We start from the raw sequence: 15,028 nt of genomic DNA, 5'->3' as shown, positions 1-15,028 counted from the left end.
CAGCCGGCACCCGACAACAAAACGCCCGTCACTCTCCGTGACGGGCGTTTTGCCATGGTGCAGTGGCCCAGCGGCCAGACGCACACGCTGAATCAGGCCAGCGAGGCCCTGGGCATCGCCGCGTAATAGCAGTAGCCGTTGCGCCCCGCCTTCTTCGCCGCGTACATCGCCTGGTCTGCATTGCGCTGCAACACGTCGATATTGTCGCCGTCCTGCGGAAACAGCGTGATGCCGATGCTGGCCGACACGTACACCTGCTCGTCGCCAAGGCAAAACGGTGCGGCCAACCTTTGCAGCACCTGCTGCGTCACCCGCTCCAGCGACTGCTCCGAGTCCATGTCGCTGATCACGATGGTGAACTCGTCGCCGCCGAGGCGAGCCACGGTGTCGGTCTCGCGCAGGCAGCCCAGCAGCCGCAGTGCTGCCTCTTTCAGCAGCAGGTCGCCGGCGCGATGGCCGAGGGTATCGTTGACTTCCTTGAAGTGGTCCAGGTCGATGAACAGCAGGGCGAGCTGGCCGTTGCTGCGCTCGCTCTTGCGCAACTCCAGCGCGAAGCGGTCGAGGAAGCGGTGACGGTTGGGCAAGCCGGTCAGCGAGTCAAAGTTGGCCTGCTCCCAGATCAGCTGCGCCGACTTCTTCTTTTCGGTGATATCGCGGAACGACACCAGGCAATGCGGCACCGTGGCGATTTCCACCGCCGTCACGATCCACTCGGCATCGAACTCGCTTCCATCGCGGCGCAGGTGGCGCCACTCGAAACGGCGCGCCGGGCTATCGCTGTCGGGATACAGATAGCTGCCCAGCAATTGCCGCGACGACACGCCGCCATCCTGCCGCAGCGGCGACAGCGCCTCCAGCGACAGCCCGGTCAGGTCGGCCTGCTCGCAGTGAAAGATCTCCGCCGCCGCCTGGTTGCAGTCGACGATGATCTGCCCGTGCAGCACGAAGATGCCGTCGCCGGACGCGTCGAACAGCACACGGTAACGCCGTTCGCTGTCGCGCCACGCCGCCTCGGCGCGGACCAGCGCGGTCAGGTCGATATCGAGGCAGAACAGAGTCAGCCCGCTCTGCGGCGACTCCACCATCGCGTGGCTGGAATAGACCTGCACGATATGGCCATCCTTGTGCTGCAGCCCGAGGCGGGCGGCAGGCACGCCGCGCCGCTCGCGGAACATCCACGCCACTTCGGCCTCGACGTGCGTCCTGGCCGGCGGCGGGATGATCAGCTCGAACAGGGTGCGCCCCAGCGCCTCGGCGGCGCTATAGCCGTACAACGCTTCTGAGGCGTGGTTCCAGTACAGCACGGTGCCATCCGGCGCGTAGCCCTGGATCGCCAGCGCGTCGGTGTTTTCGAAAATGGCGCGGAAACGATCCTGGCTGGCGCGCAAGGCCAGATCGCTGAGGTATTGGCGGGTAATGTCGCGCGCGGTGCCGAGCACGCCGAACACGCCGTCCTCGGCCTGCAGCGGCGTGGTCACGATCTCCAGCAGGATCCGCTGTCCGTCTTCCGCGGACACCAGCCACTGCTGGCTGGACAACGGCTCTTCCGCCGCCAGCGCGGCGATGTCGGCCTGGCTCAGTGCCGCCGCCTGTTGCGGCCCCAGCACCATGGTATCGCTCTGGCCGATGATGGCCTGGCGGCTGACGCCGGCAAAGGCCTCGAAGCGGCGGTTGCAGGCCAGGTAACGCCCGGTGGCATCCTTCAGCCAGGCCATGTCCGGCAGCTGTTGCACCAGCCACAGCAGCCCCTGCTGCCGCGACAACAGCAACTGGATGTCCGCCGTGGCCAACTTGTCCGGTATCTGCGTCATAGGTCACCGACAGCGCGGGGTTGATCGACGCGGGCCATGACTGCACAGCAGCATGAGCCGCCATTCAGAATAGGAGGGAAATCGTCATAGTGCCATGCGCCCGAGCGGCGCAAGGTTGGCCGCAAGCAGCCGCAGTGCGACAATCACGCTTTTAGTGGATGCGGAACCAGCATGTCAGCCCCGACCTTCTTCTGGCACGACTACGAAACCTTCGGCGCGGTGCCGCGCAGCGACCGCCCGGCGCAGTTTGCCGGCATCCGCACCGATGCCGAGCTCAACGAAATCGGCGAGCCGGTGATGCTGTACTGCCAGCCGGCCCGCGACTACCTGCCGGCGCCGGAAGCCTGCCTGCTCACCGGCATCACGCCACAGCGCTGTGCCGAACTCGGGGTGCCGGAGCAACAGTTTGCCGCCGCCATCGAGCGCGAGCTGGCCGAGCCCGGCACCATCGGCGTCGGCTACAACTCGATCCGCTTCGACGACGAGGTCACCCGCTTCCTGTTCTGGCGCAACCTGATCGACCCCTACGCCCGCGAGTGGCAAAACCGCTGCGGCCGCTGGGACCTGCTGGACGTGGTGCGCGCCACCTACGCGCTGCGCCCGGAAGGCATCAACTGGCCGCGCCACGACACCGGCCTGCCCAGCTTCAAGCTGGAACACCTGACCGCCGCCAACGGCCTGACTCACGATGCCGCCCACGATGCGCTGTCCGACGTGCGCGCCACCATCGCGCTGGCACGGCTGATCCGTGACAAACAGCCGCGGCTGTTCGCCTTCTGCCTCAGCCTGCGGCAAAAGGATGCGGTGCGCCACCAGCTGCAGTTGCACCAGCCGGTACCGCTGATTCACGTCTCCGGCATGTTCGGCGGCGAGCGCGGCAATCTGGCGCTGGTGTGGCCGCTGGCGGAACACCCGAGCAACAAGAACGAGGTGCTGGTCTGGGATCTGGCACACGATCCGCGCGAACTGCTGGCACTGGATGCGGCCAACGTTCGCCGCCGGCTGTTCACCAAGAGCAGCGAACTGGCGGAGGGGGAAAGCCGGCTGCCGATCAAGAGCATCCACATCAACAAGTCGCCGTTCGTGATCAGCGACCTGCGCGTGCTGCGCGCGGAACGGGCGCAGCAGCTGGGCATCGACATGGACAGCGTGCAGCGCCATGCCGCCCATGCGCAGGCACTGCCCGACCTCGCGGCGCTGTGGCGCGAGGTGTTCCGCCGCGAGCCGGGCGAGACACCGGATGTCGATGAAAACCTGTATGGCGGCTTTGTCTCCAACCAGGACCGGCGCACCCTCAACCGCCTGCGCGGCCTGCCGGCACCGGCGCTGGCCGCGGTGCGCGAAAGCTTCGACGACCCGCAGCTGCAGCGCCTGCTGTACCGCTATCGAGCGCGCAACTTCCCCGACAGCCTCAGCGCGGAAGAGCGCCAGCACTGGCAGCTGTGGTGCGCGCGCAAGCTGCACCTGGGCATGCCGCCGGGGCGCACCTTTGCCGCTTTCCAGCAGGAAATCGCCACCCTGCGCGATGGCGCCGATGCGCAGCAGTTGCTGATTCTGGAACAACTGCAGCAGTGGGGCGAGCAGCTTGGCGCCCAGCTCCCGCCGCCGGCCTGATACGGCGCCCCCAAAGCAAACGCCCCCGCATGCGGGGGCGTTGTCGTGACAGCCGGCGACTCAGGCCAAGGCCGGCTGCAGGCTAGCCACCGGCTCGCTGCCGGCGATGACGCGGTTACGGCCCTGCTGCTTGGCGGCGTACATGCGCTGGTCAGCGATCTCGATCAGCTGGCGCCAGTCGTTGCAGCCCTCCTCCAGCATGTCGGCAACGCCGATGCTGGCGGTCAGCGGTGTCTGGTCCGGCCGCAGGCCGAAGCCGTTGCGGCGCAGGCGCTGCAAGGCGTGCATCGCCTGGCGGCAATCGATGTTCGGCAGCAGCAGCAGGAATTCCTCGCCGCCCCAGCGTACCAGCACGTCGCCCTTGCGCAGGCCCTGGGTCAGCGTCTGCGCAAACTGCTTCAGCATGACATCGCCCTGCTGGTGGCCGAACTGGTCGTTGATCGCCTTGAAATGGTCGATGTCGATGAAGGCCACCGAAAACGGGCTGCCGCTGCGGCTGGCCAGGATGAACTGCAATTCCAGCACCTCCTCGCCGCTGCGGCGCGAAAAGGCACCGGTCAGCGGATCGCGCACCGCCTGCTGCACCAGCGCGATCATGAACGCCAGCTGGCAGACGCCGGCCAGTGCCGCCACGCCGGCGATCAGCCCCTGCAGCCAGAACGCGCCCCAGAACGACGGCCAGTCCACCACCGAGAACTGGAAATAGCCGGCGGTGACGTGCGCCACCAGGATCGGCGCGGCAAAGATCACGCTCTCCAGCAGCGTCAGCGGGAAAATGGCGAAGCCGGCCAGCAGGATGAACGGCAGGAAGGCGTAGCCGGTGCCGACCGCGGCCGAGGCGCCGGTGAGCTGGTAGTGCGTCAGCAGCACGTAGGACACCACGTAGAACAACGTGGGGATGGCAAACAGCATCGCCATGCCGCGCCAGGCGTTGAACAGCGTCACCTCCGGCCGGTAGCAGTAGACGATGAAGGCGAAACAGCCGGTGGCGCCCAGCCGCAGCAGCGCCAGTTGCCACGCCAGCGGATTGGGCAGCACCAGCAGGTCGACGAACATCCACAGCGGGGTCAGCACCGCAAACAGGCTGGCAAACAGGCGCACCCGGTTCAGGATCATCTGCGCGCGACGATTGCTCATCAGCGGCATGTGATGCTGCGGCGTCACCAGCCAGCTGGCTTCGTTCGGGTTCAGCTCGCCGGGCAACAAGCCCAGCAGTTTGACCCAGGTCGTGGAATGGAAAATGGTCATGGGCTCCGCAAGCAGGCAGAAGACGTCGAGAAGCCATTATCATGACACAGGCGGTGCACTCGTTTGCCAAATATCAAGCCGCCGCCAGATTTCCGTTACATTTCGCGACATTGTCGCCAGCAAAAATGCCCGGCACGAAGCCGGGCATTTTTCAGTGCACGCACCGTGTCGGTCGCGCTCAGTCCAGATACTGCAAGTGTGCCCGCTTCACGTTGCACAGCAGCTCGTAGCTGATGGTGCCGGCATGGGCGGCCACGGCATTGACGCTGATCTGCTCGCCCCACAATTCCACCTCGCTGCCGATGCCGGCCTGCGGCAGGTCGGTCAGATCGATGGTGATCATGTCCATCGACACACGGCCGATGATGCGGCTGTGCTGGCCATCGACCGCCACCGGGCTGCCGGTGGACGCCAGCCGCGGATAACCGTCGGCATAACCGCCGGCGATCAGGCCGACGCGGGTCGGCCGCGTGGTGACAAAACTGGCGCCGTAGCCGACCGGCTCGCCGGCGGCCAGCTCGCGCACGCCGAACACACGGCTGGCGAGCCGCATTACCGGCTTGAGGCCAACGTTGGCCGCATGGCCGTCCGGCAGCGGCGTCGAGCCGTACAGCATGATGCCGGGGCGGCCCCAGTCGCGGTGCGCGTGCGGGTGGATCATGATGCCGGCGGAGTTGGCGACACTGCTGTCGCCGGGCAGACCAGCGACTGCGGCATCGAAGGCCGCCAGCTGCAGCGCGGTGGCGTCGCAGCCCGGCTCGTCGGCACGGGCAAAATGCGTCATCTTGACGATGGCGTCGACCTTGCCGCTTGCGGCCAACCTTTGATAGGCGGCGGCGTAGTCGGCGGGGAAGAAACCGGCGCGGTGCATGCCGGAGTCCATCTTCAGCCACACGCGGTACGGTTTGTCTGCCGGTGTCGCCAGCAGCATGTCCAGCTGCTCGCGGTTCTGCACCACCAGCCACAACCCGTGCGCCTGCACCTCGGCCAGCTCGGCCGCTTCGAACACGCCTTCCAGCAGCAGGATCGGGCCGCTAATGCCGCCTGCACGCAGCTGCAGTGCCTCTTCCAGGCAGGCCACGGCAAAGCCGTCGGCGACATCGGCCACCGCCTGCGCACAGCGCACCGCGCCGTGACCGTAGGCATTGGCCTTCACCACCGCCAGCGCGCGGCCGCCGTGCTGCTGGCGCGCCAGCAGGTAATTGTGACGAAAATGATCGAGACGGATGCTTGCAATCAACGGACGCATGATCTTCCTTACACGTTGGCCGCAAGCGGGCGCGACATCGGCACCACCAGCGTCTCGCCGCCCTTGGCGTAACGCTGCATCGACAGGCCGTCGATCAGGATTTCCGGCTGCGTGCCGGTGATCAGGTCGGCCAGCACCTTGCCGGAGCCGGCGCTCATGGTCCAGCCCAGCGTGCCGTGGCCGGTGTTCAGCGACAGGTTGGCAAAGCGGGTGCCGCCGATGATCGGCGTGCCATCCGGCGTCATCGGACGCAGGCCGGTCCAGAATTCGGCACGCGACACGTCGCCGCCGTCCGGATACAGGTCGGTGACCACCATTTCCAGCGTGGCGCGGCGTTTCGGGTTCAGGCTCAGGTCGAAGCCGGCCAGCTCGGCCATGCCGCCGACGCGGATGCGGTCGTCAAAGCGGGTGATGGCGATCTTGTAGGTCTCGTCCAGCACGGTGGACACCGGTGCGCCCTTGGCGTTGGTGATCGGCACCGTCAGCGAGTAGCCCTTCACCGGGTACACCGGGATGTCGATGCCCAGTGCCTTCACCATCTCGCGCGAGTAACTGCCGGTGGCGACCACGTAGTGGTCGGCGGTCAGGCGCTCGCCGTCGACGCGCACGGCGGTGACCTTGTCACCGTAGTGCTCGATGGCCTCGATGCTCTTGCCCCACAGGAACTTGACGCCGATCGCCGCCGCCATCTCCGCCAGGTGCGAGGTGAACAGCTGGCAGTCGCCGGTGTCGTCGTTGGGCAGGCGCAGACCGCCCTTCAGCTTGTGCTTGGTCTTTTTCAGCGCCGGCTCGACACGGGCACAGCCGTCGGCATCCAGCACCTGGTACTCCACGCCGCACTCTTTCAGCACCTCGATGTCCTTGCCCATCGCGTCCACCTGCTGCTGGCTGCGGAACAGCTGCAGCGTGCCACCGGTGCGGCCTTCGAAGTTAAGGCCGGTCTCGGCCGTAAGCTCGCGGATCTTGTCGCGGCTGTACTCGGCCAGGCGCATCATGCGGCCCTTGTTGATGTTGTAATCCTGGTAGTTGCAGTTGGCGAACATGCGCGCCATCCACTCCCACTGGTAGGTGCTGCCGTCAACGCGGATCGCCAGCGGCGCGTGTTTCTGGAACAGCCATTTGGCCGCCTTCAGCGGGATGCCCGGCGCCGCCCACGGTGCGGCATAGCCCGGAGAGATCTGGCCGGCGTTGGCGAAGCTGGTTTCCAGCGCCGGGCCGGGCTGACGCTCGATCACGGTCACCTCCACGCCTGCCTTTGCCAAATACCATGCGGTCGAAATACCGATAACGCCGCCGCCAAGCACGATTACTTTCATGATCTCTCCTGCCAGTTATGCTGTCTCATCAGGCCGGAGCCTGTTTTTCCGGGATCCAAAAGCGCATTTGCACTTTCAGTGAATTTGCGTAGTATATTGATTGCAAGATAGTTTTTTCAACTTAGTTACAGCTAAACGGCAGTCAACTTACCTGTTAATCGGTGGTTATTTAGTGAAAACGCAGCGCAGCAATTTGAACCTGTCCCGCCAGCTGGACCGCATCGACCGCAAGATCCTGTTGCACCTGCAGGAAAACGGCCGCATCGCCATGACCGAGCTGGCGGAAAAAGTCGGCCTCTCCACCACCCCCTGCACCGAGCGCGTGCGCCGGCTGGAGCGCGAAGGGGTCATTGAAGGCTATCACGCGAAACTGAACCCGCAAGCACTGGGCGCCAGCCTGCTGGTATTTGTCGAGATCAAGCTGTCGGCCAAGTCCGGCGACATTTTCGACGCCTTCCGCCGCGAGGTGCAGAAGCTGCCGGACGTACTGGAGTGCCATCTGGTATCCGGCGAATACGACTACCTGCTGAAGGTGCGCCTGCCGGACATGTCGATGTACCGCAACATCCTCGGCGACATCCTGCTGAAGCTGCCGCAGGCCAACGAATCGCGCAGCTATGTGGTGATGGAAGAAGTGAAGGAAACCGGCATCCTGCCGATTACGCCCTAGCCCCGGCGGCGGCCGCAAGGTTGGCCACAAGCGGCTGAGCCATAAAAAAGGCCGCAGCATGCGCTGCGGCCAACCCTAACAACGACCCACTCAAAAAATCAGCGTACTTCGTCTTCCAGCGCGCGCGCGATCACCAGCTTCTGCACATCGGAAGTCCCTTCGTAAATCTGCGCCACGCGCACGTCGCGGTAAATGCGCTCCAGCGGGTAGTCGGACAGATAACCATACCCCCCCAGGGTCTGGATCGACGCCGAGCACACCGCCTCGGCCATTTCGGACGCCACCAGCTTGGCCATGCTCGATTCCTTCAGGCACGGCTTGCCGGCGTCTTTCAGCGCCGCCGCGTGCCGCACCAGCTGCCGTGCCGCCTCCAGCCGCGCCGCCGCGTCTGCCAGGCGAAAACCGACGGCCTGGTGGCGGATGATGGCCTGGCCGAAGGTCTCGCGCTCCGTCGCGTAGCGGGTGGCAAAGTCCAGCGCCGCACGCGCCATGCCCAGGCACTGCGCGGCGATGCCGATGCGGCCGGATTCCAGATTGGCCAGCGCGATGCGGTAACCCTCGCCTTCCTTGCCCAGCAGATGGCTGGCCGGCACGCGCACCTGGTCGAACACCACCTGGCAGGTATCGGACGCGTGCTGCCCCAGCTTGTCTTCCACCTTGGCCACGCTATAGCCGGCGGTGGCAGTCGGCACCAGAAAGGCGCTGATGCCCTTCTTGCCGGCAGCCGGATCGGTGACCGCGAACACGATGGCGACATCGGCGTGCTTGCCGTTGGTGATGAACTGCTTAACGCCGCTGATCACGTAGTCGTCGCCGTCGCGCAGCGCACGGGTCCTAAGGTTGGCCGCATCGGAGCCGGCGTCCGGCTCGGTGAGGCAGAAGGCCGAGATCCACTCGCCGCGCGCGATCGGACGCAGGAAGGTGTCTTTCTGCCAGTCGTCGCCGAAGCGCTCGATCGGGCCGCAGCCCACCGAGTTGATCACCGAGATGATGGTGGACAGCGCGCCGTCACCGGCGGCGATCTCCTCGATCACCGCGGCCAGGGTTACGTAGTCCAGCCCGGCGCCGTCCCACTGCGGCGATACCGTCAGGCCGAAGCAGCCCAGCTCGCCCAGCCCCCGCAGCGCCTGGTGCGGGAAGGCATGCATCTTGTCCCACTCGGCGGCGTGCGGGGCTATTTCGCCCTGTACGAAGTCGCGCACCGCATCGACAACCTGTTCCTGTTCCGTAGTCAGCAGCATGCTCGCCCCTTACACCAGTTCCACCGCCAGCGCGGTGGCTTCGCCGCCGCCGATGCACAGGCTGGCGACGCCGCGCTTCAGCCCGCGCGCCTTGAGCGCCGCGATCAGCGTCACCACGATGCGCGCACCGCTGGCGCCGATCGGGTGCCCCAGCGCGCAGGCGCCACCGTTGACGTTGACCTTGGCGTGCGGCAGGCCCAGATCGTGCATCGCCGCCATGGCCACCACCGCGAAGGCCTCGTTAATCTCGAACAGGTCCACGTCGTCCACCGTCCAGCCGGTCTTGGCCAGCAGCTTCTGCATCGCGCCCACCGGCGCGGTGGAGAACCACGCCGGCTCGTGGGCGTGGGTGCTGTGGCCGACGATGCGTGCCAGCGGCGTCAGCCCGCGGGCGGCGGCGTCGCTCTCGCGCATTAGCACCAGCGCGGCAGCGCCGTCGGAAATGGAACTGGCGTTGGCCGGAGTGACGGTGCCGTCCTTCTTGAACGCCGGCTTCAGCGTCGGGATTTTGTCCAGATTGGCTTTCAGCGGCTGCTCGTCCTCGGCCACCACTTCCTCGCCTTTGCGGCCAACGATGGTCACCGGTGCGATCTCGCTCTTGAACGCACCGCTGGTAATCGCTGCCTGGGCACGGGTCAGCGATGCGATCGCGTACTCGTCTTGCGCCGCACGGCTGAAGCCGTACTTTTCCGCGCACAGCTCGGCGAATACGCCCATCAGCTTGCCCTTGTCGTAGGCGTCTTCCAGGCCGTCGAGAAACATGTGGTCCTTCAGCTCGCCGTGGCCGAGACGCAGGCCGCCGCGCGCTTTCGGGATGATGTACGGCGCGTTGCTCATGCTTTCCATGCCGCCGGCCACCATCACCGTGTTGCTGCCCGCGCGGAGCAGGTCGTGCGCCAGCATCAGCGCCTTCATGCCAGAGCCGCACATCTTGTTGATGGTGGTGGCGCCCGCCGCCAGCGCCAAGCCTCCCTTGATCGCCGCCTGACGTGCCGGTGCCTGGCCTTGGCCGGCCGGCAGCACGCAGCCCATGATCACCTCTTCCACCGCGTCCGGTGCCACACCGGCACGCTCCACCGCGGCCCGGATCGCCACCGCGCCCAGCTCGCTGGCGCTCTGGCCGGACAGGCTGCCCTGGAAGCCGCCCATCGCGGTACGCGCCATTCCGACAATCACAATTGCATCGTTCTGCATCATCCGGTTCCTCTGCGGTGAAATATACGTTTACGTTAACGTAAACTACCCACAAAAAACAAGCCGCATCGCAGCGGCTGTGGCACAAACACAAAAACCGGCCCGCGCCGGCTTACAGATCGGGCAGACCGCCGGTGCGCTTTTCCATCCACTGCTCGCACTGGCTGCGCAGCTGGCCGATTTCCTTCAGCACCAGCTGGATATCGTCCAGCTGCTGCAACAGCTGCCGCTCGCGCCGCGACAGGATGTCGACGAATTTCATCAGCTGCGGCTCGTCGGTATTGGCCGCGTCGTACAGCTCGAACAGCTCGCGGATCTCCTGCAGCGACAGGCCGATGCGCTTGCCGCGCAGCGTCAGCATCAGCCGCACACGGTCGCGCCGCGAATAGATGCGGCGCTGCCCCTTGCGCTCCGGCGTCAGCAGACCCTCGGCCTCGTAAAACCGGATCGCCCGGGTGGTGACGTCGAACTCCTGCGCCAACTCGGAAATGCTGAAAGTACGATCAGCAGTGACAACCACGGCAACCCCCTTGCTTACTATCCAGATAAACGGCTCTTGTCGGCCACCCGCCATTGTAATACGGCCGGCGGACATCCGGCGACGCCCGGCAGCGACGACAAGGCACCACGCGGGCACCACAACCCACCACCTCACACCTTTACTTTAGTTGACGTTAACGTAAACTGGAAATAATTTTAGTGCACCCCAACCAGGAGAACAGCATGGAATTCAAGCAGATTGGCGTGATCGGCGCCGGCACCATGGGCAACGGCATCGCCCAGGTCTTTGCCCAGGCCGGTTTCAGCGTGGTGATGGCCGACGTCAGCGATGCCGCGGTGGAACGCGGCCTCGCCAGCATTGGCAGCAGCCTCGCGCGGCTGGTGAAGAAAGGCGTACAGACCGAAGCCGGCGCCGGCGAGGTGCAGGCCCGCATCCACGGCCGCACCGGCCTGGCCGCACTGGCCGACTGCCAGCTGGTGATCGAGGCCGCCACCGAGAACGCCGCCATCAAGGAGCAGATCTTCCGCGAACTGGCGGGCATCGTCGGCCCCGATTGCATCCTCGCCAGCAACACCTCGTCGATCTCGCTGACCACCATCGCCGCCTGGGTGCCGCAGCCGCAGCGGGTGATCGGCATGCACTTCATGAACCCGGTGCCGGTGATGCAGCTGGTGGAGATCATCCGCGCACTACAAACCGACGACGCCACCCACGCCGCCATCCATGCGCTGAGCCTGCAGCTGGGCAAGACGCCGGTGACGGTGAAGGACGGCCCCGGCTTCGTGTCCAACCGCGTGCTGATGCCGATGATCAACGAGGCCGCCTTCGTGCTGTACGAGAACCTCGCCACCGCCGAGGACATCGACACTGTGATGAAGCTGGGCATGAACCACCCGATCGGCCCGCTGGCGCTGGCCGACCTGATCGGACTGGACACCTGCCTGTCCATCATGGACATCCTGCACCGCGAGTTCCGCGATTCGAAATACCGCGCCTGCCCGCTGCTGGTACAGCTGGTTGCCGCCGGCCGCCTCGGCCGCAAATCCGGCAAGGGCTTCTACGAATACTGATTTTTCTCCTTAAAAATCATCAGTTTCCGTCACGCGGCGCCCGCCGAGGTGACGGAAACACAACATGACGCCACGCAGCAAACCCGCCTTTCATAAAAACCCTTTGCATAAAACCGAGCGCTTGCTTTAGCTTAGTCGCATCAAGTTGACGTTTACGTCAACGCAAAGGTCACAAGCCTTCTGCCGTTCCCCCAAGGCCACAAGCCTGTCCGCTGTTACCCGGTATCACCCCGCCCGCTTCCGGGCCACGCATCACCCGTGGCAGCCCGCTGCCGCCCAAAAAAACACAAGAGGAGACACGAGAATGGCCAAGCCTGAAACTGTCCGCCCCGCCATCGCGCATGGCTATCCGGCAGACACGTTCCCCAAGCTGCTGCTGGCCCACGCCCAGCAACGTGGCGCGCGCCCGGCGATGCGTGAGAAAGACCTCGGCATCTGGCAGACCTGGAGCTGGCAGGAGGTGGCGACCGAAGTGCGCGCCCTCGCCCTCGGCCTCGCCAGCAAGGGCTTCCAGCGCGGCGACCGTCTGGCCGTGATCGGCGACAACCGCCCGCGCCTGTACATGGCGATCATGGCGGCGCAGTGCCTGGGCGGCGTACCGGTGCCGCTGTACCAGGATTCGGCGGCAGAAGAAATGGTGTTCGTGCTGTCCGACGCCGAAGTGGCGATGGCGGTGGTCGAAGACCAGGAACAGGTGGACAAGCTGCTGGAAATCCGCGACCGCCTGCCGACGCTGCAGGCCATCGTCTACGACGACGCGCGCGGCCTGCGCCACTACCAGCACAGCGGCCTCTACGACATCGCCGAAATCCTCGGCGCCGGGCGCGTGCAGCACGACGAGCACCCGCAGCTGTTCCAGAACATGGTTGACCTCGGCCGCGGCAGCGATCCGGCCATCATGCTGTACACCTCCGGCACCACCGGCCACCCCAAGGGCGTGCTGCACACCAACGACAGCATGATCATCACCGCGCGCAATGCGGCCAACCTTGAGGGCCTCACCGAGCACGAGGAAGTGCTGGCCTACCTGCCGATGGCGTGGGTGGGCGACAACCTGTTCTCCTACGCGCAATCGATGGTCACCGGTTTCTGCGTGTCCTGCCCCGAGTCCAGCGACACGGTGATGACCGACATGCGCGAGATCGGGCCGACCTACTACTTCGCCCCGCCACGCGTGTACGAGAACCTGCTGACCCAGGTGATGATCCGCATGGAGGACGCCGGCCGCCTCAAGTACCGGATGTTCCACTACTTCATGGATCACGCCCGCCGCGTCGGCACCGCCATCCTGGAAGGCAAACCGGTCGGTTTCTGGGACCGCGTCGGCTACAAGCTGGGCGAACTGCTGGTCTACGGCCCGGTGAAGAACGTGCTCGGCTTCACCCGCCTCAAGCTCGCCTACACCGCCGGCGAGGCCATCGGCCCCGAGCTGTTCGACTTCTACCGCGCCCTCGGCGTCAACATCAAGCAGCTGTACGGCCAGACCGAAGCCTACGTGATGGTATGCGTGCACCCCAACGACAAGGTCAAGCCCGACACCGTCGGCGTGCCGGTGCCAGGGGTGGAAGTCAAGATCGCCGACAGCGGCGAGGTGCTGTTCCGCGGCCCCGGCACCTTCCACAGCTACTGGAAGCGCGACGACGCCACCGCCGAGACGCGCAACAGCGAAGGCTGGGTGCACAGCGGCGACGCCGGCTTCTTTGACGAAGACGGCCACCTCAAGATCATCGACCGCGCCAAGGACGTTGGCCGCATGAACTGCGGCAGCCTGTTCGCGCCGAAATACCTGGAAAACAAGCTGAAATTCTTCCAGCAGATCAAGGAAGTGGTCGCCTTCGGCGACGGCTGCGACTACGCCACCGCCTTCATCAACATCGACCTGATCGCGGTCGGCAACTGGGCGGAAAAACGCGGCCTCGCCTACACCGGCTACACCGACCTCGCCGGCCAGGAGCCGGTGTACGAGCTGATCCGCGAGTGCATCGAGAAGATGAACGCCGACCTCGCCACCGACCCGCGGCTGGCCGGCAGCCAGATCAGGCGCTTCCTGATCCTGCACAAGGAGCTGGACGCCGACGACGGCGAGCTGACCCGCACCCGCAAGGTACGCCGCAAGTTCATCGCCGAGCGCTACGCGCCGCTGATCGCCGCCCTCAACAGCGACGCGCGCGACTGCACCATCGACGCACAGGTGAAGTTCGAGGACGGCCGCAGCGGCAACATCCGCGCCACGGTGAAAATCCGCGACGCCAAGACCTTCCCCGCCACCGCCAAGGAGGCCGCATGAACCCGCACCGCAAAATCGGCGACGTCATCCTGCAAGCCGAAGCCATCTCGCTGTCCTTCGGCGGCGTCAAGGCGCTGACCAATATCAGCCTGGAAGTGCGCGAGCACGAAGTGCTGTCCATCATCGGCCCCAACGGCGCCGGCAAGAGCTCGATGCTGAACGTGATCAACGGCGTCTACCACCCGCAGCAGGGCCGCGTGATCTACCGCGGCGAGGCCCGCAGCAAGATGCGGCCGCACGAGGCGGCACGCCAGGGCATCGCGCGCACCTTCCAGAACATCGCGCTGTTCAAGGGCATGAGCGTGCTGGACAACATCATGACCGGCCGCAACCTGAAGATGCGTTCCAACTTCATCCAGCAGGCGCTGTACTGGGGCCGCACCCAGCGCGAGGAAATCGCCAACCGCGAGCAGGTAGAAAAGATCATCGACTTCCTCGAGATCCAGCACATCCGCAAGACCCCGGTCGGACGCCTGCCCTACGGTCTGCAAAAACGCGTCGAGCTGGCGCGGGCGCTGGCCGCCGAGCCGACGCTGCTGCTGCTGGACGAGCCGATGGCCGGCATGAACGTGGAGGAAAAGCAGGACATGTGCCGCTTCATCCTCGACGTCAACGACGAGTTCGGCACCACCATCGTGCTGATCGAGCACGACATGGGGGTGGTGATGGACATCTCCGACCGCGTGGTGGTGCTCGACTACGGCAAGAAGATCGGCGACGGCACCCCGGACGAGATCCGCGGCAATGCCGACGTGATCGCCGCCTACCTCGGCACCTCCCACTAATCGCCGTTAGGGCACTTCGAAAAACCGTCGCGAGTCAGTCG

Annotated in this window: 12 protein-coding genes; 5 read left to right on the top strand and 7 right to left on the bottom strand. The window is 65.5% G+C overall.

Going from position 1 to position 15,028, the window contains the following annotated elements; genetic code table 11:
• Nucleotides 1-92 precede the first annotated feature (92 nt).
• Nucleotides 93-1,811 carry a bifunctional diguanylate cyclase/phosphodiesterase gene (locus ACG97_RS16840; RefSeq protein ID WP_053068049.1) on the bottom strand — a complete coding sequence of 573 codons (1,719 nt, stop codon included), beginning with the start codon at nt 1,809-1,811 and terminating at the stop codon, nt 93-95.
• Between the two features lie 171 nt (nt 1,812-1,982).
• Here ACG97_RS16840 and sbcB point away from each other — a divergent pair, with 171 nt between their 5' ends.
• Nucleotides 1,983-3,425, top strand: coding sequence for an exodeoxyribonuclease I (sbcB, locus tag ACG97_RS03695; protein ID WP_047965988.1), 1,443 nt, complete (start codon nt 1,983-1,985; stop codon nt 3,423-3,425).
• Between the two features lie 60 nt (nt 3,426-3,485).
• On the opposite strand, the gene ACG97_RS03690 is transcribed toward sbcB, so the two are convergent.
• The 3 genes from ACG97_RS03690 to ACG97_RS03680 all read right to left on the bottom strand — a co-directional run bounded on the left by ACG97_RS03690 (nt 3,486) and on the right by ACG97_RS03680 (nt 7,238).
• On the bottom strand, nt 3,486-4,673 hold the full coding sequence (locus tag ACG97_RS03690) for a diguanylate cyclase (protein WP_047965987.1): 1,188 nt from the start codon (nt 4,671-4,673) through the stop codon (nt 3,486-3,488).
• A gap of 178 nt (nt 4,674-4,851) precedes the next feature.
• Nucleotides 4,852-5,922 carry an alanine racemase gene (alr, locus tag ACG97_RS03685; RefSeq protein WP_047965986.1) on the bottom strand — a complete coding sequence of 357 codons (1,071 nt, stop codon included), beginning with the start codon at nt 5,920-5,922 and terminating at the stop codon, nt 4,852-4,854.
• An 8-nt stretch (nt 5,923-5,930) separates the two neighbouring features.
• Entirely contained in the window at nt 5,931-7,238 is a 1,308-nt protein-coding gene (locus tag ACG97_RS03680) for a D-amino acid dehydrogenase (RefSeq protein ID WP_047965985.1), read from the bottom strand.
• 193 nt (nt 7,239-7,431) lie between these two features.
• On the opposite strand from ACG97_RS03680, the gene ACG97_RS03675 reads away from it, so the two are divergent.
• Complete coding sequence (locus tag ACG97_RS03675; RefSeq protein WP_047966089.1) at nt 7,432-7,908, top strand: winged helix-turn-helix transcriptional regulator; 477 nt, start codon at nt 7,432-7,434, stop codon at nt 7,906-7,908.
• Nucleotides 7,909-8,006: 98 nt separating this feature from the next.
• On the opposite strand, the gene ACG97_RS03670 is transcribed toward ACG97_RS03675, so the two are convergent.
• From ACG97_RS03670 to ACG97_RS03660, 3 genes are all read right to left on the bottom strand, one after another.
• Nucleotides 8,007-9,149, bottom strand: a complete 1,143-nt coding sequence (locus ACG97_RS03670) for an acyl-CoA dehydrogenase family protein (protein WP_047965984.1) — start codon at nt 9,147-9,149, stop codon at nt 8,007-8,009.
• A gap of 9 nt (nt 9,150-9,158) precedes the next feature.
• Nucleotides 9,159-10,343 (bottom strand): acetyl-CoA C-acyltransferase, encoded by a 1,185-nt coding sequence (locus ACG97_RS03665; protein ID WP_047966088.1) that lies wholly within the window; start codon nt 10,341-10,343, stop codon nt 9,159-9,161.
• A 112-nt stretch (nt 10,344-10,455) separates the two neighbouring features.
• Nucleotides 10,456-10,863, bottom strand: a complete 408-nt coding sequence (locus ACG97_RS03660; protein WP_047965983.1) for a MerR family DNA-binding transcriptional regulator — start codon at nt 10,861-10,863, stop codon at nt 10,456-10,458.
• A 203-nt stretch (nt 10,864-11,066) separates the two neighbouring features.
• Here ACG97_RS03660 and ACG97_RS03655 point away from each other — a divergent pair, with 203 nt between their 5' ends.
• From ACG97_RS03655 to ACG97_RS03645, 3 genes are all read left to right on the top strand, one after another.
• A complete protein-coding gene (locus ACG97_RS03655) occupies nt 11,067-11,915 on the top strand; it encodes a 3-hydroxybutyryl-CoA dehydrogenase (RefSeq protein WP_047965982.1) in 849 nt (282 codons plus the stop codon).
• A gap of 304 nt (nt 11,916-12,219) precedes the next feature.
• Nucleotides 12,220-14,202 carry an AMP-binding protein gene (locus ACG97_RS03650; RefSeq protein WP_047965981.1) on the top strand — a complete coding sequence of 661 codons (1,983 nt, stop codon included), beginning with the start codon at nt 12,220-12,222 and terminating at the stop codon, nt 14,200-14,202.
• On the top strand, nt 14,199-14,987 hold the full coding sequence (locus ACG97_RS03645; RefSeq protein WP_047965980.1) for an ABC transporter ATP-binding protein: 789 nt from the start codon (nt 14,199-14,201) through the stop codon (nt 14,985-14,987). The genes ACG97_RS03650 and ACG97_RS03645 overlap by 4 nt, the downstream gene beginning before the upstream one ends.
• Nucleotides 14,988-15,028: the final 41 nt, after the last annotated feature.

Source organism: Vogesella sp. EB, from assembly GCF_001037925.1.
GTDB classification, from domain to species: domain Bacteria; phylum Pseudomonadota; class Gammaproteobacteria; order Burkholderiales; family Chromobacteriaceae; genus Vogesella; species Vogesella indigofera.
Note: the sequence above shows the minus strand (reverse complement) of the source record. Positions and strands in the feature narration are given on the sequence as shown.